Here is a 22,621-nt window from a genome sequence, read left to right as displayed (position 1 = left end):
AATTATTATTAACGATATATATATCCCGGAGCGCTTACGTGAGTGATAATAACCAATCTGATACCGCTATTACCGATCTTCATCTCGCCGATAAACCACAAATATTCCGCACCCTCCGCAATATCGATCTTAACCTTTTGACTATTTTTGAAGCGGTATATGTACATAAGGGCATTGTAAACGCGGCAAAAATACTCAACCTCACTCCTTCCGCTATTAGCCAGTCGATTCAAAAACTACGGTCAATATTTCCCGACCCGCTGTTTATCCGTAAAGGACAGGGGGTGACTCCAACCACCTACGCCACGCATCTGCATGAGTATGTCAGCCAGGGGCTGGAATCCATTCTCGGGGCGCTCGACCTGACCGGCAGCTATGACAAACAGCGGACGATCACGATTGGCACCTCCCCATCCATCGGCGCGCTGGTGATCCCGACTATTTATGAGGCTATCAGAACGCACAGTCCCCAGCTGCTGCTGCGCAACATCCCGGTGATTGACGCAGAGGCTCAGCTCAGTCAGTTCCAGACGGATCTGATTATTGATAATCAGCACTACAGCAGCCGGACCATACAGAACCACCTGTTGTTCAGCGATCGGATTGAGTTAGTCTGCCGCCAGCATCATCCTTCGCTCAACGCGCCGGTCACTGATGAAAAGCTAAGCCGCGTTGACCACACCCTGCTGATGGTAGAAGGACAGAACTTTAGTTCACTGCACCAGCGTATTCAGGAACTCTTCCCGGAACGACAGATTAGCTTCAGCAGCTATAATATTTTTACCATTGCGTCACTGATTGCCAACAGCGATTTGTTGGGCATTATGCCGACACGCTTTTTTGAGTTATTCAGCGCCTGCTGGCCGCTCAAGCGGCTTCCCTGTCCTTCGCTAAACAGCGAGCAGGTTGAGTTCTCTCTCCACTACAACAAGCTGAGTCTCCGCGACCCGGTGCTCAGTAACGTGATAGATATTATCCGTCAGGCGTTTTGAAAATAGATGTTGCCGTAAAGAGCGTAACCTGTTGGCGAAATGGCACAAAACAACAACTATTTTACATTTTGCCGCCCCCTCAGGCTGCTTTATGGGCCATTTCAATGTTATACTGCCTGTAGAAAATTCAAAAATAGTTGATAAATACAACATTTACTTGAATTAAACGCTCTCCTTACGTTATTCACAACTGGAACATGCACGCTATGAGTAAACCCATTGTGATGGAACGCGGTGTAAAATACCGTGATGCCGATAAGATGGCCCTTATCCCGGTTAAAAACGTGGCAACAGAGCGTGAAGCCCTGCTGCGCAAGCCGGAATGGATGAAAATAAAGCTGCCGGCGGACTCCACCCGTATCCAGGGTATCAAGGCCGCGATGCGCAAGAACGGTCTGCACTCTGTCTGCGAAGAAGCCTCCTGTCCAAACCTTGCCGAATGCTTTAACCATGGCACCGCCACCTTTATGATCCTCGGCGCTATCTGTACCCGCCGCTGCCCGTTCTGCGATGTCGCTCACGGCCGACCGATCGCCCCGGACGCTAACGAGCCGGTGAAGCTGGCGCAAACCATCGCCGATATGGCGCTGCGCTACGTGGTGATCACCTCGGTGGATCGCGACGATCTGCGCGACGGCGGCGCACAGCATTTTGCCGACTGCATCAGTGCGATCCGCGAAAAAAGCCCGGCCATTAAAATTGAGACGCTGGTGCCTGACTTCCGCGGCAGGATGGATCGCGCGCTGGACATCCTCACCGTCACGCCGCCGGACGTCTTTAACCATAACCTCGAAAACGTACCGCGTATTTATCGCCAGGTGCGTCCTGGAGCCGACTATAACTGGTCGCTGAAGCTGCTGGAACGATTTAAAGAGGCGCATCCGGAGATCCCGACCAAGTCCGGCCTGATGGTTGGCCTGGGGGAAACCAATGCGGAAATTATTGAGGTCATGCGCGACCTGCGCCGCCACGGCGTGACCATGCTGACGCTGGGGCAGTATCTGCAGCCGAGCCGCCATCACCTGCCGGTGCAGCGCTACGTCAGCCCTGATGAATTTGCGGAAATGAAGGCCGAAGCCCTGGCTATGGGCTTTACCCACGCCGCCTGCGGTCCGTTCGTCCGCTCTTCCTATCACGCTGACCTGCAGGCGAAAGGAATGGAGGTCAAGTAACCGCGTAATGATTACTTACACTTTCCCCATAAAAAAACCCGCTTAATCGCGGGTTTTTTCTCACTCAGAGTCATTCAGACGAGCATCCGACCAAATGGTTACTCTTTATGAGAGAGTTTCTCAACCTGAACGTCGCTGTCGGCCTCTTTCCTGGCACCCGCGTCATCTTCGTTCATCGCTTTTTTGAAACCCTTAATCGCTGACCCCAGGTCTCCACCCAGCGTACGCAATTTTTTGGTACCAAACAGCAGAACAACCAGTGCGGCAATCACCAGCAGTTTGGTAATACTAATTTCACCCATAGATACCTTCTTAACATAAAACAGGCTGCATAATGCGCCGGATTAACCTGAGAATATTAACGGACATTCGACGCGCGGACACAATAGCAATCTGTAACAAGGTGAATCAAGCTTAGCGTAAAAAAACATCATAATAATTGCGGTGGCGCAAAGCGTCGGTTAGCCAACGCCGAAAAGGCGTCATACAGGTGCAGCATAGGCTGTAGCGGGCGATAATATTGCCGCCGCCCAGCGCCCCGCCCCGGCGTGGAGGGGACGTGGATCGTCAGCACCGTGGTCATGCCGTTTGTGGCGCTCTCTTGCAGCAGCCGCGCCATAAATGGCCCCTCCGTAAGCTGCGCCGATTTCACCGACAGGTCGGGATCATCGTCGTCGCGCGCCAGCAGCGAGGCCCCTCTCCCGGCCGCCTGCGCCATCAGAGATACGCAGCGCTGCGCATTTTTTACCCATTCGGGACCTACGGCAAATTATCCGACAGCGACGTACATGGCTTTTCCCCCCTCATCTGGTTCAGCTCGCCAACGATGATTATTCAGCGTTACACTCTGCGCATGTCCCCATCAAATACCAGGATTATGCTGTGTTACAACTTCTTTTAGCCGTTTTTATCGGCGGCGGGACGGGCAGCGTCGCGAGATGGCTGATAAGTATGCGCCTTAACCCGCTGCATCAGGCGATTCCCGTCGGCACGCTGACCGCTAACCTTGCCGGAGCCTTTATCATTGGCCTGGGGCTGGCCTGGTTCAGCCGTATGCCCCAGATCGATCCCCTGTGGAGAGTCGTCATCACCACCGGCTTTTGCGGTGGGTTAACCACGTTCTCTACTTTTTCCGCTGAGGCATTTTTTTTACTGCAGGAGGGGCGATTAGGCTGGGCGCTACTGAACGTTCTGCTGAATCTGGCAGGTTCACTGGCAATGACCGCCCTGGCGTTCTGGCTGGTTTCCGCCGCGGCGACAAATTAAAGACAAATAAAAAACCCGCCGTCTGGCGGGTTTTGAAATCCTGCTGACGTTAACTTACAGAGCAGTTACGTTTGCAGCAGAAGGGCCTTTGGCACCGTTAGTGATTTCAAACTCTACGCGCTGACCTTCAGCCAGAGTTTTGAATCCATTAGTCTGGATCGCAGAAAAGTGTACAAAGACATCTTTGCTGCCATCTTCCGGAGTAATGAAACCGAATCCTTTGGATTCATTAAACCACTTAACGTTACCTTTAATCTTAGACATCAAAATTACCTTTACATGAAAAATAGACACAAATGCTGTGTCGGGTATCAGTACACCAATTGCGCCAGGTTTTGTCCAGTCTAACTTTCCTAAAAAGTGATAAATATCGCGTTATTTTTTAGAGAATTTGTTTTACTTGTTGATTTTAATGATTTTTCATTATAAGAATATGTGAATTTCATCTATCAGAACTGGAAACGCAGCCAGGCGAAATAAACATTGCCGTTATTATATGTGCCGGGGATCCAGGTCATCTGAAAAGTTGCCGGACCATAGCCCACGGACGCCAGCGGCAGCAGTACCGGAACCGGGATGTAGCGCCAGTTATCCCGGGCGGTAACAGCGGCGGTAAACCCCAGCCCCAGGTGAAAATGCTCATTGCGCAACGGACGCCAGATGCTCTCCCAGCCATAGCCGCCAATAGGCTCCCATTGATTAAACGAGTCCTTAAAAACCATCATATACAGACCATGCCAGTTTCCTTTTTCATCCCGGCGCGACTGGCCAAATCCGCCGCCCCAGGGGCGTTCATTATAGCGATCCGTTTTCACCTTATCGTAAGCAAAGCGCGCGTGCCAGGTAATAGCCGGGATATATAAATCAACGCGCTCCGGCTGTCTCCAGGTTTCAGCAACGTTATTCGTAAACGTCCTCATCCAGCCTGTCCCTTCAGCTAAAGCTCGTGAGCCTGTTACTGACTGGATAATAACTGCGAGCAAAATAAAAACGTATTTTTTTATACCCTTCACGACAACATGAGCTCTTAGATAATTAAAAACGCCAGTCTAACCGCACAAATATTAATCAAACTTTAACAAGAATGAGGTTGCTAACAATTTTTGCCACACAACAATAAAAAACAATAAAAATCAATAAGTTAATTTTTCTTTTTTTTAAGCAATTCGCCACTCATTCATCGTGACATTTACTTTCATAAAATTATCAAATAAAAAACAAATCCAACACCTGATTAGCACTTCCCCGGCGAATACGTTGCCACCGGGTGGTTAAAAAACAACCGCAGCCTGATTCAATCGGGCCTTTTATTGATTTTCGTCAGCGAGCGCCGGCGTTTTATTCGGCACATTCTCTTTTTCTGTTTTTGCGTTATTTTTCATTTACCGGTCTGGGCGTCGATACGACAGAGGAAACAATGTTAACTTTTCTTGAACTCCTTATTGGGGTAGTGGTTATTATCGGTGTAGCGCGCTACATCATTAAAGGATATTCCGCAACCGGCGTACTGTTTGTCGGTGGTCTTGTGCTGCTGATTATCAGCGCGTTAATGGGCCACCAGGTGCTGCCGGCCAGCGAAAGCAGTACCGGCTATACCGCCACGGATATTGTGGAATATATTAAGATTCTGCTGATGAGCCGCGGCGGCGATCTCGGCATGATGATCATGATGCTGTGCGGCTTTGCCGCCTATATGACGCATACCGGTGCCAACGACATGGTTGTTAAGCTGGCCTCCAAACCGCTGCGCTACATTAACTCACCTTACCTGTTGATGATCGCCGCCTATTTTGTTGCCTGCCTGATGTCGCTGGCGGTCTCCTCGGCGACCGGCCTCGGCGTGCTGCTGATGGCAACCCTGTTCCCGGTGATGGTCAACGTCGGAATCAGCCGCGGCGCGGCGGCAGCGATCTGCGCCTCGCCGGCGGCTATTATTCTCTCTCCTACCTCAGGAGACGTGGTGCTGGCGGCTAAAGCGGCGGAGATGCCGCTGATCGACTTCGCCTTTAAAACCACGCTGCCCATCTCTATCGCCGCCATTATCGGCATGGCAATAGCGCACTTTTTCTGGCAGCGCTATCTCGATAAAAAAGAGCATATTAGCCATGAAATGCTCGACGTGAGCGAAATCACCACCACCGCCCCGGCGTTTTACGCCATCCTGCCGTTCACGCCGATTATCGGGGTACTGATTTTTGACGGCAAATGGGGTCCGCAGCTGCACATCATTACGATTCTGGTAATCTGTATGCTGCTGGCGGCCGTGCTGGAGTTTATTCGCGGCTTTAACACTCAAAAGGTCTTTGCCGGTCTGGAAGTGGCTTATCGCGGCATGGCGGACGCCTTCGCCGGGGTGGTTATGCTGCTGGTGGCGGCCGGGGTGTTTGCCCAGGGCCTGAGTACCATTGGCTTTATTCAGAGCCTGATTTCTATCGCCACCTCTTTTGGCTCGGCCAGCATCATTCTGATGCTGGTGCTGGTGATCCTCACCATGCTGGCGGCCATGACCACCGGCTCCGGGAATGCGCCGTTCTATGCGTTCGTGGAGATGATCCCCAAACTGGCGCACTCTGCAGGCATTAACCCGGCCTACCTCTCTATTCCGATGCTGCAGGCGTCGAACCTCGGGCGCACTATTTCACCGGTCTCCGGCGTGGTGGTCGCGGTGGCGGGGATGGCGAAGATTTCACCGTTCGAGGTGGTGAAGCGCACCTCCGTACCGGTGCTGATCGGGCTACTGATTGTGATTGTTGCAACCGAAGTTATGCTGCCCGGCACCGCTGCCATCGCCGGCTAAGGTAAGACAAAACGCCGCGCCCATAGCCAGGCGCGGGCGGAACAGACGCCGGACGGGACGCGCGCCCGCTCCGGCCCCCTCTCAGCCGTGGTAAATCCGCTGCGGCCTTCCCACCTTCCCGTGAATAATCTGCGCCACGATCAGATGATGGCTGGCGCAATACTCCAGATAGCGCCTGGCGGTGGTGCGGCTGATGGTTAGCGCCCTGGCCACCGTTTCCGCCGTGTGCTGCACCTGCGGATCGGTGAAAAGCTTCTGAACCGCGTTCAGGGTCAGGGGATCGATGCCGGTCGGCAGCTCGGTTTTCGGCTCACCCCGGGCGTAGGCGTTGAACATCTCATCAATCTGCCGCTGGCTGGCGCTCTCTTTCCCCACCAGCATCCGCCGACGCTGCTGATAGCGCATCAGCGTCTGGCCGAGGCGTTCATAGGCAACGGGCTTGATCAGGTAGTCGAAGGCACCGCAGCGTACGGCTTCAGAGACCGTTTCCATATCGCTGGCGGCGGTGGTAAACACCACCCCGCCGGGGTAGCGCGCCTGGGTCAGCTCATGCAGCAGAGTAAGGCCCTTGCCGTCCGGCAGATAGTTATCCAACAGGATAAGCCCCGGCTTAAAACGTTCAATCATCGTTCTGGCCTGCGCCAGATCCCCCGCCAGCCAGATCTGGCTAAAGCCGGGCATCCGGCGAATATACTCCGCGTGCATCTCCGCAAGCAGCGTTTCATCCTCAACGATCAACAGCGTCAACGGTTCCGTCATTGTTCTTTTTCACTTTCGGAATAAACAGAGAGAAAAGGGTGCCGCAGGGTTCGTTATCTTCCAGCGTTATCGTCCCGCCGCAGCGCCCCACATAACTAGCTATCAGGTACAGGCCGATGCCGTGCTCGCCCGGCTCATCGGTTCGGGTGCTTACCCCCTGCTCAAAAATCTTTTCCCGCAGCGCCGTGGGCACGCCGCATCCCTGGTCGGCCACTTCAATTATCACCTCCTTCCCCTCATCGCTGAGAAACAGCTCCACGGTTTTATTCCCCTGCTCCACCCCAAGGCTGGCTTCAAAGGCGTTATCCAGCAGATTGCCAACGATGGCGGCAAACTCGGTGCTGTCCAGCCCCTCAGGCAGCTGCCGCAGCCGGCTGCCGGGGACGATGGTCATTTTCAGGCCAAGCTCTTTTGCCCGCTGAGCCTTGCCGAACAGCAGCCCGGCGACCTGACGATCGGCAAACACGTCGCGCAGCTCGTCGATAAGCTGCTGCTGCGCCCTGGACTCTCCCTGCACCATCGCCAGCACCCGATCGTACTCTTTCATCTGCAGCAGGCCGTTGAGGGTTGACATCCAGTTTAAATGCTCATGGCGCAGCGTCCTGAGGCTCTCTACATACTGTCTGATCTGGCTAAGCTGGGCGTTAAGGGTAGAAATTTCGTCCTTACTGCGAAAGCTGACGATGGCCCCCAGCAGATCCTCGCCGGCGCGAATGGCCTCGCGGTTAGCGATCACGCTCAGGCCGTTGAAATTAGCCACCACGTCCTGGCGCTTTTCGGCGATCTGCCGGGTAAAGAAATCGGCCGGTTTCACTACCTCTGCGATCGGTTTTCCCAGCCACTGGCGGCCGGGAGAGGACAACCCGAGCATTTTGCGCGCGCTGCGGTTGATCGCCGTGATCTCCCCGTCCGGATCGACCGCAATCAGCCCTTCACAGACCGAACTGAACAGCGCCTCCTGCAGGCGCACCACCCGGGCGATTTGCCGCGGCTCCATCCCCATCATCTGATGGCGGATATGGGCGGCGAACACCCACGACAGCAGCATCAGCACCAGCAGCAGCAGCACAAATCCCCCCGCCATCGGCAGAATAAAATCCAGCCGCCAGCTGTCAATTTTACTGACCAGGTAGCCTATCGACACCACACCGATTACTTCACCCTGGCTATCGAATATTGGCGTTTTGGCACGCATCGCCATCCCGATAGAGCTTTCACCGGTAATAAAGTAGCTTTCGCCTTTTTCCAGCGCGCCGGGCCTGTTGAACTGCATCGGATGGCCAATCAGGGCCGGATTGGGGTGATAAAGGCGGATGGAGTGGCGGTCACCGATCACCACATAGTCAAAGTCGGTGTCGCTCTGCAGCTTTCTGGCGATGGCCGCCAGCCGCGAAGTGTCCCGGGCCTTAACGGCGGCGATAATGCCGTCATTGGCGGCAATGATTTTCGCCTGGTTCATCGCCATGACCTTGACATGGCTGGTTAAATAGTCCTCAAAGCTGGCGGAAAAATATTGCGCCAGGGCGGCTATGGTCAGGACGGAAAAGGCGAGGATCAGCAGAAAAATGCGCAGCGGGAAGGCGAGCTGACGAAAAAAAGGCAACGGCTTTTTATCTTTTTGCTTCCACATCGCTATTCCCGATCGCCTTTCAGCAATTTTGTTTAGAACCTGGTCCATTTGGCTATTTCAGCTGCCATTGCCGGCCCCGGCTGTGCCCGCCTCCGAAAACGCCCCCATGTGAGAGAGGCACGTAATGAATCGATCCTCGCGCGCTATATACGCCGTGCTTTCCGTACGCCGTTCGCCTCCGGGCTGGCTATACCAACAGACCAGGCGCTTATTTGTAATAAAAATGTTTTTATTTACCGCGAGACACCTGCGCCGATCGTTACAGATTCCCCACATTAAATCAATTAAACAACTTAAATCCACGGCCTTAAACGTACTTAAAATAATTAAAAAACTAAAAACCATAAAAGTTATTAAATTCATATAAGCCTTTGTGAAACAAATCAAAAATCGCCGACGAAATACTCCTTACGATAGTGATACAGCGTCAAAAAAGGATTCGGCGTGCACGGAACTATAATGCCAGGGAAATGAAAAGAAAAAGTTATGAATTTGCAACTCAATACAACAATTACAAAATACCGGCAACAAAAAATTCATCAGGACTCTTATAATCATGTTTGGTAATAACGTATTTGCACGAGTCAAACGTTCAGAAAATAGAAAGATGGCCGCCATCACGCAATTTCTGAAGGAAAACGATCTGAGCGTTGATACCACCGTCGAAGTCTTTATTACCGTCAGCCGCGACGATCGTCTCATCGCCTGCGGCGGGATCGCCGGCAATATTATTAAATGCGTGGCCATCAGCGAGTCGGTGCGCGGTGAGGGCCTGGCGCTGACGCTGGCGACGGAGCTTATCAACCTTGCCTACGAGCGTCTGTGCACGCACCTCTTCATCTACACCAAAACGGAATATGAGGCGCTGTTTAAGCAGTGCGGCTTCTCCACGCTCACCAGCGTGCCGGGGATTATGGTGTTGATGGAAAACAGCGCCACGCGCCTGAAGCGCTATGCCGAATCGCTGAGCAAACTGCGCCAGGACGGGGAAAAAATCGGCTGCATCGTGATGAACGCCAACCCGTTCACCAACGGCCACCGCTATCTGGTCCAGCAGGCGGCGGCGCGCTGCGACTGGCTGCATCTGTTCCTGGTCAAAGAAGATACCTCGCGCTTTCCCTACGACGACCGCCTTGACCTGGTGCGGCAGGGGACAAAAGATATCCCACGTCTCACCGTCCACCGCGGCTCTGAGTACATCATCTCCCGCGCCACCTTCCCCTGCTATTTCATTAAAGAGCAGAGCGTCATTAACCATTGCTATACCGAAATCGACCTGAAGATATTTCGCCAGTACCTGGCCCCCGCGCTGGGCGTAACGCATCGCTTCGTCGGTACAGAGCCTTTTTGCACCGTTACCTCCCAGTACAACCGCGATATGCGCTTCTGGCTGGAGACTCCCGAGCTCCCCGCCCCGCCGATTGAGCTGGTGGAAATTGAGCGGCTGCGCTTTCAGGAGACACCGATCTCCGCCTCCCTGGTGCGCAAGCTGCTGGTTAAAAAAGATCTCCCGGCTATCGCGCCGCTGGTTCCCGAAGCCACGCTGCACTATCTGCAGACGATGACTGAACGTAGCCCGGCGGCCGCGACGGCCCGACAAAAATCCCCCGCATTAGTAACAGGTGAAAAATGAAACTAAAACAGGCAGCCGTTGCAGGCACCCTTGAGTCAGGCGACGTAATGATACGCATCGCCCCGCTCGACACGCAGGATATCGACCTGCAGATCAACAGCAGCGTCGAGAAGCAGTTTGGCGATGCGATTCGCGCCACCATTCTGGAGGTGCTCGCCCGCTATGACGTGCGCGGCGTTCAGCTCAACGTCGATGATAAAGGCGCGCTGGACTGCATTTTACGCGCGCGGCTGGAAGCGCTGCTGGCGCGCGCCGCCGGGATTCCGGCTCTGCCCTGGGAGGATCGCCAATGATTTCCGCCGCTCTGCAACAACGTAAATCCCGCACCCGCCGCAGCATGCTGTTCGTGCCGGGTGCCAACGCCGCGATGGTCAGCAACGCATTTATCTATCCGGCGGACGCGCTGATGTTCGACCTTGAAGACTCGGTGGCCCTGCGTGAGAAAGACACCGCCCGCCGCCTGGTCTATCACGCCCTGCAGCATCCGCTGTATCAGGACGTGGAAACCATTGTGCGCGTTAACGCCCTCGACTCCGAATGGGGGATTAACGATCTGGAAGCGGTCGTGCGCGGCGGCGTTAACATTGTACGCCTGCCAAAGACCGACACCGCGCAGGACGTCATTGATATTGAAAAGGAAATCCTGCGCATTGAGAAAGCCTGCGGCCGGGAGCCGGGCAGCACCGGCCTGCTGGCCGCCATCGAATCCGCGCTGGGCATTACCCGCGCGGTGGAGATCGCCCACGCCTCCGAACGCTTAATCGGCATCGCGCTGGGTGCCGAAGACTACGTGCGCAACCTGCGTACTGAGCGTTCGCCGGAGGGCACCGAGCTGCTGTTCGCCCGCTGCTCCATTCTGCAGGCGGCGCGCTCGGCGGGCATTCAGGCCTTCGATACCGTCTATACCGATGCCAACAACGAGGCCGGCTTCCTGAAGGAGGCGGCCCATATCAAACAGCTCGGCTTTGACGGCAAATCGCTGATCAACCCGCGCCAGATCGATCTGCTGCATAACCTCTACGCGCCGACGCAAAAAGAGGTCGACCACGCCCGTCTGGTGGTTGAAGCCGCCGAAGCCGCCGCCCGCGAGGGCCTCGGCGTCGTCTCCCTGAACGGCAAAATGGTTGACAGCCCGGTGATTGAACGCGCCCGACTGGTGCTCTCCCGCGCAGAACTTTCCGGCATTCGTGAAGAATAAGGCATAAAAATGACGCAGAAAAACGAACAGTCCCAACATCTGGATCGGGCGGCGGCATGGAGCCATCGCGCCGACGGTACGCTTACCGCCTGGCAACCCGTCACCAAGCAGAACCTGCAGGCGCAAAAGCCGCGTGACGGAAAGCTGTGCGCTGGCCTGGAAGAGGCAATCCGCCGCTCCGGCCTGCGGGACGGCATGACCATCTCCTTCCACCATGCGTTTCGCGGCGGCGATCTGACCCTTAACCTGGTCATGGACGCCATCGCCAGGATGGGCTTTAAAAATCTGACCCTGGCCTCCAGCTCTCTGAGCGACTGCCATGCGCCGCTGGTCGGCCACATCCGTAACGGGGTGGTCAGCCGGATTTACACCTCCGGCCTGCGCGGCCCGCTGGCGGAAGAGATCTCCCGCGGCCTGCTGGAGGAGCCGGTACAGATCCACTCCCACGGCGGCCGGGTACACCTGGTGCAGAGCGGCGAACTGAACATCGACGTTGCTTTCCTCGGGGTTCCCGCCTGCGACCGCTTCGGCAACGCCAATGGCTACACCGGCAAGGCCTGCTGTGGTTCGCTGGGCTACGCCCGCGTCGACGCCGACAGCGCCCGCCGGGTGGTTATGCTTACCGAACAGCTGCTGCCCTACCCGCATAATCCGGCCAGCATTACTCAGGATCGGGTGGATCTGATCGTGCAGATCGAACGGGTCGGCGATGCCGACAAGATCGGTGCCGACGCTACCCGGATGACCACCAACCCGCGCGAACTGCTGATCGCCCGCAGCGCGGCAGAAGTCATCGTTAACTCCGGCTATTTCAAAGAGGGCTTCTCGCTGCAGACCGGCACCGGCGGTGCCTCGCTGGCCGTCACCCGCTTCCTCGAAGACAAAATGCGCAGCCGCGACGTGCGCGCCGACTTTGCGCTGGGCGGCATCACCGCCACCATCGTCGATCTGCATGAAAAAGGGCTGATCCGTAAGCTGCTGGACGTACAGAGCTTTGACCGCAGCGCCGCTGAATCACTGGCCCGTAACCCGAACCACATTGAGATCAGCGCCAACCAGTACGCCAACTGGGGTTCTAAGGGGGCTTCGGTCGATCGTCTTGACGTCGTGGTGTTAAGCGCCCTGGAGGTGGATAAGCACTTTAACGTCAACGTGCTGACCGGTTCTGACGGCGTCCTGCGCGGAGCCTCCGGCGGCCACTGCGATACGGCGGTGGCGGCGGGTCTGTCGATCATCGTCGCTCCGCTGGTGCGCGGGCGTATCCCGACGCTGGTAGATAACGTCCTGACCTGCGTCACGCCCGGCACCAGCATCGACATTCTGGTCACCGACCACGGCATCGCCGTCAACCCGGCGCGTCCGGAGCTGGCGGAGCGTCTGAAGGAGGCGGGAATGAAAGTGGTGTCGATTGAGTGGCTGCGCGAGCGTGCGCAGCAGCTCACCGGCCAGCCGCGTCCGGTAGAATTCACCGATCGCGTTGTCGCCGTCGTGCGCTATCGCGACGGCTCGGTCATCGACGTGGTGCATCAGGTGAAGGAATAAATCATGCACCTGCTTCCTGAACAGGCCACCCGCCGAGCGGTTGCTATTCCGGACCTGCTGACCAGCCGGGATGAGCGGCAGGCGAGACAGCAGGCCTGGCTTATGCGCCACGCGGTTCCGCTGGTCTCCTTTACCGTGGTGGCACCTGGCCCGGTTAAGGACAGTGAGCTGACCCGCCGGATTTTTAATCACGGCGTAAAGGCCCTGCTGGAGCTGACGGAAAAGCGGGCGTGGCGCGTCAGGGAGCACTCTGCGCAGGTTTCGGCAAGCGGGCCGGAGGGGCTGCTTGCCGTTGAGGCACCGGCCCACAGCCTCAAGCAGGCGACGATCGAACTTGAGCGCGACCATCCTCTGGGAAGGCTGTGGGATATCGACATCATCGCACCCGACGGCGGGATCCTCTCCCGCCGTCATTTTGCGCTTCCCGCGCGCCGCTGCCTGCTGTGCGAACAGAGCGCCGCCGAATGCGGCCGGGGCCGCACCCATGCGCTGCCCGATTTACTCAACCAAATGGAGGCGCTGCTGCACGATGCCGATTCCCGCTTACCCCGCTGACGCCGATGCCCTGCCAAAGGCGCTGTTCGACGGCTACGCCCACCTGGCGTGGCGCGCCATGCTGACCGAGGTCAACCTCTCCCCCAAGCCGGGCCTGGTCGATCGTTTTAACTGCGGTGCCCATAAAGACATGGCGCTGGCGGACTTTCACCGCAGCGCGCTGGCCATCCAGGCCTGGCTGCCGCGCTTTATCGAATATGGCGCAAGCTGCGCGAAGCTGCCGCCGGAGGCGGTGCTGAACGGGCTACGCCCGCTGGGCATGGCCTGCGAAGCCGATATGTTTCGCGCCACCGCCGGCGTCAACACCCATAAAGGAAGCATCTTTTCCCTTGGCCTGCTCTGCGCCGCCATCGGCCGCCTGCACCAGCTGCAGCAGCCGATCGGCGCGGAAACGCTCTGCGCCACCGCCGCCGCCTTTTGCCGCGGCCTGACCGAGCGCGAGCTGCGCCGTAATAACCCGCAGCTTACCGCAGGCCAGCGGCTGTATCAGCAGCTGGGGCTGACCGGCGCGCGCGGCGAGGCTGAGGCGGGCTACCCGCTGGTGATCCGCCACGCCCTGCCCCACTATCGCGCCCTGCTGGCCGAAGGCCGCGACCCTGAGCTGGCGCTGCTCGACACTCTGCTGCTGCTGATGGCGCTCAACGGCGATACCAACGTCGCCTCGCGCGGCGGCGCGCAGGGGCTGCGCTGGCTGCAGCAGCAGGCCCGCGCCCTGCTGGAGAACGGCGGTATTCGCACCGCTGCCGATCTTGAGGCGCTTCGCCGCCTGGATCGACAGTGCATTGCGCGTAACCTCAGCCCCGGCGGCAGCGCCGATCTGCTGATCGTCACCTGGTTTTTAGCCCGGATTGCGTAATCCGCTTTTCACTCCCGGCGGATGCCGATATACGCAGCGGCGCACAAGAAAAACGCCCGCCCGCTAAGCCCGGCGGGCTTTTTTATGGTTAAATGTGGGCCTTCTTCCCTTTACAGACGTAGCGGAAAACTGATGAAAGCAAGATGGCGCACCCGCGCGCTGCTGGCGGCCGTGCTGCTGCCGCTCTCCCTGGCAATGGCCGACGAACTGCGGCCGCAGCGGTACGGCGATTTTGACCGCTATGTGCTGGCGCTCTCCTGGCAAACCGGTTTTTGTCAGAGCCAGCATGAGCGCAACCGGCATGAACCCGAAGAGTGCCGCCGGCAAAAAGAGGCCGACGACAAGACAAGCTTCCTGACCGTTCACGGCCTGTGGCCGGGCCTGCCCGCCTCTGTCGCCGCCCGCGGCGTCGACGCCCGGCGCTGGATGCGCTACGGCTGCGCGACCCGCCCGCTCCCCAACCTGCCGGAGGTGCGCGCCAGCCGCAAGTGCGCAGCGCCGGAAACCGGGCTATCGCTGGAAAGCGCGGCAAAGCTGAGGGAAGCGATGCCCGGTGCCGGAGGCTCCTCCTGCCTTGAGCGTTATGAATATGCCAAACACGGTGCCTGCTTTGGCTTCGATCCGGACGCTTACTTCATGACCATGGTGCGCCTGAACGGTGAGATCAGGGCCAGCGAGCTGGGGCAGTTTCTCGCCGACAGCTACGGCAAAACCGTCAGCCGCAGCGCCTTCGACGCGGCCTTTGCCCGCCGCTGGGGAAAAGAGAGCGTGAAGGCGGTGAAGCTGAACTGCCACGGCAACCCGGCCTGGCTGACGGAGATACAGATCTCGCTGAAGGCGGAGGCCATCAACGCGCCGCTGTCGGCCGACTCTTTCGCCCCACAGCCGCACCCCGGCAACTGCGGCAAACGCTTTCTCATCGACCCGGTTGGCTATTAGCGGCGTCGGGAAAAACGACTTAGCGCCCGGCCTGCGCGTCCGGGCGCACCAGATCGAAACGCAGGGTCTCGTCGATGGCGTAATAGGCTGACGGCCCCCCCGCCCGCAGCACCGGCTGCGCCTTCGCCGTCTGGTAGACGCCCTCCTCCAGCAGCGATTCATCAATATGCACCCCCACCACCTCCCCCAACACCAGCCAGCTTTCGATCGGCGCGCCGTCGGCCGCGGTAAGCTGCAGGCTTTGCGAAAGCCGGCACTCAAAGCTGACCGGGCTTTGCGCCACCCGCGGCGGCCTGACGAGGCGACTTTCGGCTTTCTCCAGCCCGGCCGCCTGGAACTCATCCACGCCGTGCGGCAGGCTGGCGGAGGTTTCATTCATGGCGCTGGCCAGCCGGCGGGTGGTCAGGTTCCAGACGAACTCGCCGGTCTCGATGATATTTCGCACGCTGTCCTTCCAGCCGCTGCTGGCGAAGCCGATAATCGGCGGGCGGTAGTTGAAGCAGTTAAAGAAGCTGTAGGGAGCCAGGTTGTGGCGGCCCGCGGCGTCCTGCGAAGCGATCCAGCCGATCGGGCGCGGCCCGATAATGGCGTTCAGCGGATCGTGCGGCAGGCCGTGTCCCTGGGATGGCTGATAAAAATACATAGCACTCTCTGTTGGGGTTCAGGGTGACAACGCGGCGAATTGCTCTGCTCCTCCGGCTGAAGGAGGAGCGACGCCGGGCAATCCGCCGCCCGTTATGCGCGAATAAAGGCCAGCAGATCCTGATTGATCTGCCGCTTGTGGGTGGCGCAGATGCCGTGGGAGCCACCCTCGTAGATCCGCAGCTGCGCGTCGGGCAGGATCGCCGCCGCCGCTTTGCCGCAGGTTTCGATGGGCACGATCCGATCGTCATCGCCATGGATCACCAGCGTCGGGATGGTCATTTTTTGCAGATCCGCCCGCAGATCGGTTTCCGAAAACGCCTTCACGCAGTCGTATAGCGCCTTGATGGAGCCCTGCAGCCCCTGCTCGACAAAGCTTTCGCGTAGCGCCTTCGATACCTGCGCCCCGTCGCGATTGGCCCCGTAAAAAGCGGCGGTCAGCTCGTAGAAAAAGGCGGCGCGATCGTTAAGCACCCCTTCGCGAATGCTGTCAAAGACCGCTTTCGGCACGCCGTTGGGGTTAAAGTCGGTTTGTATCATAATGGGCGTTACCGCGCCAATCAGCACCGCTTTGGCAACGCGCCCGACGCCGTGGCGGCCAATATAGCGCGCCACCTCGCCGCCGCCGGTGGAGTGGCCCACGTGCACCGCCTCCTGCAGATTGAGATGGGCGACCAGCTCGGCCAGATCGTCGGCGTACTGATCCATATTGTGCCCTTCCCAGGGCTGGGCCGAGCGGCCGTGACCGCGCCGGTCATGAGCAATCACGCGATAGCCGTTCGAGGCGAGGAACAGCATTTGATCTTCGAAGGCGTCCGCCGTCAGCGGCCAGCCGTGGCTGAAAACGACGGGCTGTCCGCTGCCCCAGTCTTTAAAGTACAGATAGCTGCCATCTTTTAAGGTCAGTTTGTCATACTGGCTCATGAGCACTCCGGATAGGTTAACGCGCCCGCAGCGAGCGCTTAAAAAGCATAATGCAAATATGAGGTCGCCCTGCGGATTTCGCATAAAATTCACACAAGGCACGCCGCCGGTGTATTCTTCACAGGTGAGTTGAATCACTTCAACGGGAGCACCGGCCTCAGCGCTATTGGAACGGCTAAACCCTCGCCGCCTGACGGCGAGGGTTTTCTTTTGCAAAAACCTGCGGCCAGCGCCCTGCCAACAACATGGAGTAAACATGTCCAGACCACCGATTATGATTAACGACCTTGACGCGGAACGTATTGACCGCCTGCTTGAGCAGCCCGCCTGGGCCGACACGCCCGTTGCCGCAGCGCTTAACGCCGAGCTGGATCGCGCCCAGATGTGCGCCCCGCAGGCCATGCCGCACGACGTGGTGACCATGAACAGCCGGGTAAAATTTCGTAACCTCAGCGACGGCGAAGTTCGCGTGCGTACCCTGGTCTATCCGGCGGCGATGACCGACAGCAGCGCGCAGCTTTCGGTTATGGCACCGGTTGGCGCGGCGCTGCTGGGGCTGCGGGTGGGCGACGCCATCCACTGGCAGCTGCCGGGCGGCGTCTCCACAGATCTTGAAGTGCTGGAGCTGGAGTACCAGCCTGAGGCGGCGGGCGACTTTCTGCGCTAGCCTGCGGCGCACGACCGGCGGAAGGCCCCGCCCCTTCCGCGACCGCAGGCAAACGTCTGGCCTCTTCGCCGGGAGCGAAGGACTTTAAGGCCATTACCTCAAGAATTGCGTTTATGCTGCCGACCGCAGAGAGGGTAAATCACGCTTTTCCCTCTCTATCGGCACGCCGCTTCGTCAGACGGTCCCGTCCGGCATCTCATTCACCAGCCCCTGCGCCGACTGCTGCGCCGCCTGGGGGTCCCGCGCGCCGGGCACCAGAATCACCTTCCGACACGCCTCCTGCCGTTTTTCAAAAATCTCATAGCCGTGCGCCGCCTCCTCAAAGGGCAGGTAGTGGGTCACAATCTCCTCCGGCGTCAGCAGCCCCTTCTCCAGCAGCGGCAGCAGCTCGCCCAGCCAGGCGTGAACGTGGGTCTGCCCCATCTTAAAGGTCAGCCCTTTATCGAAGGCGTCGCCGAAGAGGAAGCCGTGGATAAACCCGGCGTACACTCCCGGCACGCTAACGACGCCGCCGCGGCGAACCGCCGCAATGCACTGGCGCAGGGCCTTGCCGCTGCTGCCCTCCAGCTTCAGGGTTGCCAGCACCGTTTCCGTGGTACTGCCCTTCGCCTCAAAACCCACGGCGTCGATAACCGCATCCACCCCGCGGTGGCCCGCCGTCTGCCCGATAATGGTTTCGGCGGGATCGCTGTCCTCATCAAAGTTGATCGGGATCGCGCCATAGCGTTCGCTGGCGTAGCGCAGCCGATAGGCGTGGTGATCGACGATGAAGATCTGCTCTGCGCCCAGCAGGCGGGCGCAGGCGATGGTCAGCAGCCCCACCGGCCCGGCACCGAATACCGCCACGCTGGAGCCACGCTGGATCTGCGCGTTTTTTGCCGCCTGCCAGGCGGTCGGCAAAATATCGGAGAGAAAGAGCGCCTTATCGTCCGACAGCAGCGGCGGCACCTTAAACGGCCCGACGTTGCCCTTCGGCACCCGCACATACTCCGCCTGGCCGCCGGGAACCCCGCCGTAGAGATGGCTGTAGCCGAACAGCGCCGCCGGAGCGGGGATCTGCTTTTTATTTAGCGCCGCGCCGTGCCCCGGATTGGTCGTTTCACAGGCGGAATACTGCTGCAGGCGGCAGAAAAAGCAGTCGCCGCAGGCAATCACAAAGGGGATCACCACCCGATCGCCCTGCCGTATGTTCTTCACCTCCCGACCGGTCTCAACCACCTCCCCCATAAACTCATGACCAAAGATATCCCCGTGCTTAACCTGAGGCATCTTCCCGCGATAGAGGTGCAGGTCGGATCCGCAGATGGCGGTGGCGGTAATACGCAGAATAATATCGTCAGGCTGTTCAATGATGGGATCGGCTACGTTCTCCACCTTCACATTGTGCGGACCGTGGTACGTCAGTGCTCTCATACAACCTCCCCAGGCTAATGCTCAGAAAGAGCTTCGTCTTTAAAGGGTAGTCAGCAGCGGGGGAAAGCTCCGGCCGCGACCGGCTTTGAGACTAATCCTGGCGCAGGCGGGCGGTAAAACATGACGAGATAAAAAAATGCCGGGCAGGCGACAGAAAGAAATATTATTTTGTGGCTGAATGAATTTAGCATTGATACTGATGGAGAAACGGAGATGTACAAGACGATCGTTATGCCAGTTGATGTGTTTGAAATGGAGCTGAGCGATAAAGCTATCCGCCACGCTGAATTCCTGGCGCAGCAGGAGGGCGTTATTCATCTTCTCCATGTACTGCCGGGGTCGGCCAGCCTGAGCCTGCACCGTTTTGCCGCCGACGTCCGGCGCTTTGAGGAACATCTGCAGCACGAGGCGGAAAGCCGCCTGCAGACGATGACCGGCCGCTTTACTCTCGATCCCTCCCGCATCAGGCAGCACGTGCGCTTTGGCAGCGTACGCGACGCGGTAAATGAGCTGGGCCAGGAGCTGAACGCGGACGTCGTGGTCATTGGCTCGCGCAATCCGTCCATTACCACCCATCTGCTCGGTTCCAACGCCTCCAGCGTGGTGCGTCACGCCACGCTGCCGGTGCTGGTGGTGCGCTAACGCGCCGCCGACCGATGCTAAAAAAAAGAGGCTACCCGTCGGGTAGCCTCTTTGTCAGGCAGGTCTGTCTTACTTTGCTTTTTTTATGCGGTTTTACTGCGAATCAGATAGTCAAAGGCGCTGAGGGAGGCCTTCGCCCCTTCGCCGGTGGCGATGATAATTTGCTTATAGGGCACGGTGGTGCAGTCGCCGGCGGCGAATACGCCCCGGACGCTGGTTTCGCAGCGGGCATCGATAATGATTTCGCCCATACGGCTGCGCTCAACCGCGCCTTCCAGCCAGCCGGTGTTCGGCAGCAGGCCGATCTGCACAAAGATCCCGGCAAGCGTGACGCTGTGCACGTCGCCGCTGATACGGTCGCGGTACTCCAGCCCCGTCACCTTCGTCCCGTCCCCCTTCACTTCGGTGGTCTGGGCGTTAAGAATAATATCGACGTTTTTCAGGCTGCGTACTTTATCCTGCAGCACCTGGTCAGCCTTCATTTCCGGCGCGAACTCCAGCAGCGTCACGTGCTCCACGATCCCTGCGAGATCGATAGCCGCCTCAACGCCGGAGTTGCCGCCGCCGATAACCGCCACGCGCTTACCTTTAAACAGCGGGCCGTCGCAGTGCGGGCAGTAGGTCACCCCTTTGGTGCGATACTGTTCTTCGCCCGGGACGTTCATGTTGCGCCACTTCGCGCCGGTGGCCACAATAATGCTGCGGGCCTTCAGCACCGCGCCGGAGGCGGTCTCAATCTGGTGCAGGCCACCCTCTTCCGCCGCCGGAATCAGCCTGCTGGCGCTCTGGCTGTCGATAACCTCAACGTCGTATTCGGCAACGTGGGCCTTCAGCGCGCCGGCCAGCTTCTGGCCTTCGGTTTTAGGAACCGAAATATAGTTTTCGATATCCACGGTATCCAACACCTGACCGCCGAAGCGCTCGCCCATCAGGCCGGTGCGAATGCCTTTACGGGCGGAATAGACCGCCGCCGCCGCCCCGGCAGGGCCGGAGCCGACGATCAGGACGTCATAAGCCTCGCGCTGGCTCAGGGCTGCCGCCGTGCGTTTCTCCGCGCCGGTGTCCACTTTGGCGACGATTTCACTCAGCGTCATGCGCCCCTGACCAAACTCTTTACCGTTAACGTAAACCGCCGGGACGCCCATCACGTTGCGTTCGGTGATTTCATTCTGATAGGTTCCGCCGTCAATCGCCGTGTGCTTAATGCGCGGGTTGAGTATCGCCATCAGGTTCAGGGCCTGCACCACGTCGGGGCAGTTATGGCAGGAGAGCGAGTAGTAGGTTTCGAATTCAAAGTCGCCGTCGATGTCGCGGATCTGTTCCAGCAGCGGCTGCGCCTCTTTTGCAGGATGCCCGCCGGTCCACAGCAGCGCCAGCACCAGCGAGGTGAATTCATGGCCCAGCGGGGAGCCGGCAAAGCGCGGCCCCTGGTCTGAGCCGGGAGTGGTAATCAGGAATGACGGTTTACGAACCGACAGGCTGTTATCTTCTCTGAGGGTCACCTTCGGTGACAGTTCAGCGATTTCTGCCAGCAGTTCCTTGATCTCTGCCGATTTAGCGCCGTCGTCCAGCGTGGCAACCAGCTCAACGGGTTTGGTCAGTTTCTCAAGGTACGCCCTGAGCTGGGTTTTCATGTTGGTGTCGAGCATTATCATCTCCTGCTTAAAAAACATCATCATGCAAGCGGCCTCGTTCAGGCAGCCCGGATGCGCTTGCATCATGGTGTTGGAATAAAGCGGGCACAGCGCACCCGTTTAAGAATTCATTGGCAGCTATTCCGCGTCAGAACAAGGCGGCGCGTCTGTAAATCCCCGAAAGCTTACATAGGTAAGTGGCCGGGGCGAGCAGGCGACGCCAACGCGGCTCTGGCGTGAAAGGTGCCGGAAACCGTAAATTCACTTAATACTGGTCACTCATGCATTTTAATGAATATAAATTCATAGCAATGCTTAGAAGCAAAACGAAGGATCAGGGTTTCAGCCTTGTTTTACTTTATCAGAGGCCCAAATTCCTGGGCCTTATTTCTTTGCATGACCAGCGTTGTAAATTCACCAGCATTTCGCGTCAGAGCAAGGCGGCAAGCCTGTAAATCCCCGAAAGCTTACATAGGTAAGTGGCCGGGGTGCGCAGGCGACGCCAACGCGGCTCAGGCGTGAAAGGTGCCGGAAACCGTAAATTCACCAGCATTTCGCGTCAGAGCAAGGCGGCAAGCCTGTAAATCCCCGAAAGCTTACATAGGTAAGTGGCCGGGGTGCGCAGGCGACGCCAACGCGGCTCAGGCGTGAAAGGTGCCGGAAACCGTAAATTCACCAGCATTTCGCGTCAGAGCAAGGCGGCAAGCCTGTAAATCCCCGGGAGCTTACATAAGTAAGTGACCGGGGTGCGTAGGCGACGCCAACGCGGCTCTGGCGTGAAAGGTGCCGTGAATTTTAGATTTTGCCGACCAGGTCCAGCGAGGGAGCCAGCGTCGCTTCCCCCTCTTTCCACTTAGCCGGGCACACTTCACCCGGGTGGGAGGCAACGTACTGTGCGGCTTTGATTTTGCGCAGCAGGTCAGATGCGTCGCGGCCGATGCCTTCAGCGGTGACCTCGATAGCCTGGATGATGCCCTGCGGGTCAACGACGAAAGTGGCGCGGTCGGCCAGGCCTTCATCTTCACGCATGTTATCGAAGTTGCGGGTCAGTGCGCCGGTCGGGTCGCCAATCATCGCGTACTTGATTTTGCCGATGGTATCGGAGCTGCTGTGCCATGCTTTATGGGTAAAGTGGGTATCGGTAGAAACAGAGTAAACGTCTACGCCCAGCCTCTGCAGCTCTTCATAATGATCCGCAACGTCGCCCAGTTCGGTCGGGCAAACGAAGGTAAAGTCGGCCGGATAGAAGAAGAAGACGCTCCAGCGACCTTCGGTATCTTTCTCGGTGACTTCAATGAATTCACCGTTTTTGAACGCCTGGTTTTTAAAAGGTTTAATTTTGGTATTAATTAAGGACATC

General features: G+C 58.1%; 23 protein-coding genes and 1 pseudogene. 13 read left to right on the top strand and 11 right to left on the bottom strand.

What is annotated here, in order from left to right; translation table 11 throughout:
* Positions 1-38 precede the first annotated feature (38 nt).
* The gene (locus GJV78_RS01075; RefSeq protein WP_167519300.1) at positions 39-992 is read left to right on the top strand and encodes a YbeF family transcriptional regulator; all 954 of its coding nucleotides are present in this window, start codon (positions 39-41) and stop codon (positions 990-992) included.
* Between the two features lie 206 nt (positions 993-1,198).
* On the top strand, positions 1,199-2,164 hold the full coding sequence (gene lipA / locus GJV78_RS01070; protein WP_155106577.1) for a lipoyl synthase: 966 nt from the start codon (positions 1,199-1,201) through the stop codon (positions 2,162-2,164).
* Between the two features lie 98 nt (positions 2,165-2,262).
* On the opposite strand, the gene tatE is transcribed toward lipA, so the two are convergent.
* Both tatE and GJV78_RS01060 read right to left on the bottom strand, forming a co-directional pair.
* A complete protein-coding gene (tatE, locus tag GJV78_RS01065) occupies positions 2,263-2,466 on the bottom strand; it encodes a twin-arginine translocase subunit TatE (RefSeq protein WP_155106576.1) in 204 nt (67 codons plus the stop codon).
* A 155-nt stretch (positions 2,467-2,621) separates the two neighbouring features.
* Positions 2,622-2,954: pseudogene (locus tag GJV78_RS01060) on the bottom strand (deaminated glutathione amidase); the annotation flags it as partial.
* Positions 2,955-3,046: 92 nt separating this feature from the next.
* Between GJV78_RS01060 and crcB the strand changes: the two are divergent.
* Positions 3,047-3,430, top strand: coding sequence for a fluoride efflux transporter CrcB (gene crcB / locus GJV78_RS01055; protein ID WP_167519299.1), 384 nt, complete (start codon positions 3,047-3,049; stop codon positions 3,428-3,430).
* 54 nt (positions 3,431-3,484) lie between these two features.
* On the opposite strand, the gene cspE is transcribed toward crcB, so the two are convergent.
* Positions 3,485-3,694 (bottom strand): transcription antiterminator/RNA stability regulator CspE, encoded by a 210-nt coding sequence (gene cspE, locus GJV78_RS01050; RefSeq protein ID WP_000034826.1) that lies wholly within the window; start codon positions 3,692-3,694, stop codon positions 3,485-3,487.
* A 185-nt stretch (positions 3,695-3,879) separates the two neighbouring features.
* Positions 3,880-4,434, bottom strand: coding sequence for a lipid IV(A) palmitoyltransferase PagP (gene pagP / locus GJV78_RS01045; protein ID WP_167519313.1), 555 nt, complete (start codon positions 4,432-4,434; stop codon positions 3,880-3,882).
* A gap of 413 nt (positions 4,435-4,847) precedes the next feature.
* On the opposite strand from pagP, the gene dcuC reads away from it, so the two are divergent.
* On the top strand, positions 4,848-6,227 hold the full coding sequence (gene dcuC, locus GJV78_RS01040) for an anaerobic C4-dicarboxylate transporter DcuC (protein WP_155106573.1): 1,380 nt from the start codon (positions 4,848-4,850) through the stop codon (positions 6,225-6,227).
* Between the two features lie 81 nt (positions 6,228-6,308).
* On the opposite strand, the gene dpiA is transcribed toward dcuC, so the two are convergent.
* Entirely contained in the window at positions 6,309-6,986 is a 678-nt protein-coding gene (dpiA, locus tag GJV78_RS01035) for a two-component response regulator DpiA (protein ID WP_155106572.1), read from the bottom strand.
* Complete coding sequence (gene dpiB / locus GJV78_RS01030; protein ID WP_155106571.1) at positions 6,955-8,616, bottom strand: sensor histidine kinase DpiB; 1,662 nt, start codon at positions 8,614-8,616, stop codon at positions 6,955-6,957. Before dpiB ends, dpiA begins: the two co-directional genes overlap by 32 nt.
* A 556-nt stretch (positions 8,617-9,172) precedes the next feature.
* On the opposite strand from dpiB, the gene citC reads away from it, so the two are divergent.
* From citC to rna, 7 genes are all read left to right on the top strand, one after another.
* Positions 9,173-10,249 carry a [citrate (pro-3S)-lyase] ligase gene (gene citC, locus GJV78_RS01025; protein ID WP_155106570.1) on the top strand — a complete coding sequence of 359 codons (1,077 nt, stop codon included), beginning with the start codon at positions 9,173-9,175 and terminating at the stop codon, positions 10,247-10,249.
* Entirely contained in the window at positions 10,246-10,542 is a 297-nt protein-coding gene (gene citD / locus GJV78_RS01020; RefSeq protein ID WP_155106569.1) for a citrate lyase acyl carrier protein, read from the top strand. Before citC ends, citD begins: the two co-directional genes overlap by 4 nt.
* Positions 10,539-11,447, top strand: a complete 909-nt coding sequence (gene citE / locus GJV78_RS01015; RefSeq protein WP_155106568.1) for a citrate (pro-3S)-lyase subunit beta — start codon at positions 10,539-10,541, stop codon at positions 11,445-11,447. Before citD ends, citE begins: the two co-directional genes overlap by 4 nt.
* Before the next feature lie 9 nt (positions 11,448-11,456).
* Positions 11,457-12,989: a citrate lyase subunit alpha gene (citF, locus tag GJV78_RS01010; protein ID WP_155106567.1), complete on the top strand. Its 1,533-nt coding sequence runs from the start codon at positions 11,457-11,459 to the stop codon at positions 12,987-12,989.
* 3 nt (positions 12,990-12,992) lie between these two features.
* Positions 12,993-13,544 carry a citrate lyase holo-[acyl-carrier protein] synthase gene (gene citX / locus GJV78_RS01005; protein WP_155106566.1) on the top strand — a complete coding sequence of 184 codons (552 nt, stop codon included), beginning with the start codon at positions 12,993-12,995 and terminating at the stop codon, positions 13,542-13,544.
* Positions 13,519-14,400: a triphosphoribosyl-dephospho-CoA synthase CitG gene (gene citG / locus GJV78_RS01000; RefSeq protein ID WP_155106565.1), complete on the top strand. Its 882-nt coding sequence runs from the start codon at positions 13,519-13,521 to the stop codon at positions 14,398-14,400. Before citX ends, citG begins: the two co-directional genes overlap by 26 nt.
* A 132-nt stretch (positions 14,401-14,532) precedes the next feature.
* The gene (rna, locus tag GJV78_RS00995; RefSeq protein ID WP_155106564.1) at positions 14,533-15,339 is read left to right on the top strand and encodes a ribonuclease I; all 807 of its coding nucleotides are present in this window, start codon (positions 14,533-14,535) and stop codon (positions 15,337-15,339) included.
* Positions 15,340-15,358: 19 nt separating this feature from the next.
* Here the strand turns inward: rna and GJV78_RS00990 are convergent, their stop codons facing one another.
* Positions 15,359-15,982: a flavin reductase family protein gene (locus GJV78_RS00990; RefSeq protein ID WP_155106563.1), complete on the bottom strand. Its 624-nt coding sequence runs from the start codon at positions 15,980-15,982 to the stop codon at positions 15,359-15,361.
* A gap of 92 nt (positions 15,983-16,074) precedes the next feature.
* Positions 16,075-16,905 (bottom strand): alpha/beta fold hydrolase, encoded by an 831-nt coding sequence (locus GJV78_RS00985; RefSeq protein ID WP_155106562.1) that lies wholly within the window; start codon positions 16,903-16,905, stop codon positions 16,075-16,077.
* A 256-nt stretch (positions 16,906-17,161) separates the two neighbouring features.
* Between GJV78_RS00985 and rnk the strand changes: the two genes are divergently transcribed.
* Positions 17,162-17,572: a nucleoside diphosphate kinase regulator gene (gene rnk, locus GJV78_RS00980; RefSeq protein ID WP_155106561.1), complete on the top strand. Its 411-nt coding sequence runs from the start codon at positions 17,162-17,164 to the stop codon at positions 17,570-17,572.
* Positions 17,573-17,746: 174 nt separating this feature from the next.
* Here the strand turns inward: rnk and GJV78_RS00975 are convergent, their stop codons facing one another.
* Positions 17,747-18,985, bottom strand: coding sequence for a zinc-dependent alcohol dehydrogenase (locus GJV78_RS00975; protein WP_155106560.1), 1,239 nt, complete (start codon positions 18,983-18,985; stop codon positions 17,747-17,749).
* A gap of 213 nt (positions 18,986-19,198) precedes the next feature.
* Between GJV78_RS00975 and uspG the strand changes: the two genes are divergently transcribed.
* The gene (gene uspG / locus GJV78_RS00970; protein ID WP_155106559.1) at positions 19,199-19,627 is read left to right on the top strand and encodes a universal stress protein UspG; all 429 of its coding nucleotides are present in this window, start codon (positions 19,199-19,201) and stop codon (positions 19,625-19,627) included.
* Positions 19,628-19,710: 83 nt separating this feature from the next.
* Here the strand turns inward: uspG and ahpF are convergent, their stop codons facing one another.
* Both ahpF and ahpC read right to left on the bottom strand, forming a co-directional pair.
* Positions 19,711-21,276 (bottom strand): alkyl hydroperoxide reductase subunit F, encoded by a 1,566-nt coding sequence (gene ahpF / locus GJV78_RS00965; RefSeq protein ID WP_155106558.1) that lies wholly within the window; start codon positions 21,274-21,276, stop codon positions 19,711-19,713.
* Between the two features lie 780 nt (positions 21,277-22,056).
* Positions 22,057-22,620, bottom strand: a complete 564-nt coding sequence (ahpC, locus tag GJV78_RS00960; RefSeq protein WP_155106557.1) for an alkyl hydroperoxide reductase subunit C — start codon at positions 22,618-22,620, stop codon at positions 22,057-22,059.
* Position 22,621: the final 1 nt, after the last annotated feature.

The sequence above is a fragment of the Intestinirhabdus alba genome (assembly GCF_009711095.1).
GTDB lineage: Bacteria > Pseudomonadota > Gammaproteobacteria > Enterobacterales > Enterobacteriaceae > Intestinirhabdus > Intestinirhabdus alba.
This window is presented reverse-complemented; position numbering and strand designations above follow the sequence as displayed.

Coding starts and splice junctions, on each gene's coding strand:
- lipA (WP_155106577.1), top strand. CDS start 1,199: ATGAGTAAACCCATTGTGATGGAACGCGGTGTAAAATACCGTGATGCC.
- tatE (WP_155106576.1), bottom strand. CDS start 2,466: ATGGGTGAAATTAGTATTACCAAACTGCTGGTGATTGCCGCACTGGTT.
- cspE (WP_000034826.1), bottom strand. CDS start 3,694: ATGTCTAAGATTAAAGGTAACGTTAAGTGGTTTAATGAATCCAAAGGA.
- dcuC (WP_155106573.1), top strand. CDS start 4,848: ATGTTAACTTTTCTTGAACTCCTTATTGGGGTAGTGGTTATTATCGGT.
- dpiA (WP_155106572.1), bottom strand. CDS start 6,986: ATGACGGAACCGTTGACGCTGTTGATCGTTGAGGATGAAACGCTGCTT.
- dpiB (WP_155106571.1), bottom strand. CDS start 8,616: ATGTGGAAGCAAAAAGATAAAAAGCCGTTGCCTTTTTTTCGTCAGCTC.
- citC (WP_155106570.1), top strand. CDS start 9,173: ATGTTTGGTAATAACGTATTTGCACGAGTCAAACGTTCAGAAAATAGA.
- citD (WP_155106569.1), top strand. CDS start 10,246: ATGAAACTAAAACAGGCAGCCGTTGCAGGCACCCTTGAGTCAGGCGAC.
- citE (WP_155106568.1), top strand. CDS start 10,539: ATGATTTCCGCCGCTCTGCAACAACGTAAATCCCGCACCCGCCGCAGC.
- citF (WP_155106567.1), top strand. CDS start 11,457: ATGACGCAGAAAAACGAACAGTCCCAACATCTGGATCGGGCGGCGGCA.
- citX (WP_155106566.1), top strand. CDS start 12,993: ATGCACCTGCTTCCTGAACAGGCCACCCGCCGAGCGGTTGCTATTCCG.
- citG (WP_155106565.1), top strand. CDS start 13,519: ATGCCGATTCCCGCTTACCCCGCTGACGCCGATGCCCTGCCAAAGGCG.
- rna (WP_155106564.1), top strand. CDS start 14,533: ATGAAAGCAAGATGGCGCACCCGCGCGCTGCTGGCGGCCGTGCTGCTG.
- GJV78_RS00990 (WP_155106563.1), bottom strand. CDS start 15,982: ATGTATTTTTATCAGCCATCCCAGGGACACGGCCTGCCGCACGATCCG.
- GJV78_RS00985 (WP_155106562.1), bottom strand. CDS start 16,905: ATGAGCCAGTATGACAAACTGACCTTAAAAGATGGCAGCTATCTGTAC.
- rnk (WP_155106561.1), top strand. CDS start 17,162: ATGTCCAGACCACCGATTATGATTAACGACCTTGACGCGGAACGTATT.
- GJV78_RS00975 (WP_155106560.1), bottom strand. CDS start 18,985: ATGAGAGCACTGACGTACCACGGTCCGCACAATGTGAAGGTGGAGAAC.
- uspG (WP_155106559.1), top strand. CDS start 19,199: ATGTACAAGACGATCGTTATGCCAGTTGATGTGTTTGAAATGGAGCTG.
- ahpF (WP_155106558.1), bottom strand. CDS start 21,276: ATGCTCGACACCAACATGAAAACCCAGCTCAGGGCGTACCTTGAGAAA.
- ahpC (WP_155106557.1), bottom strand. CDS start 22,620: ATGTCCTTAATTAATACCAAAATTAAACCTTTTAAAAACCAGGCGTTC.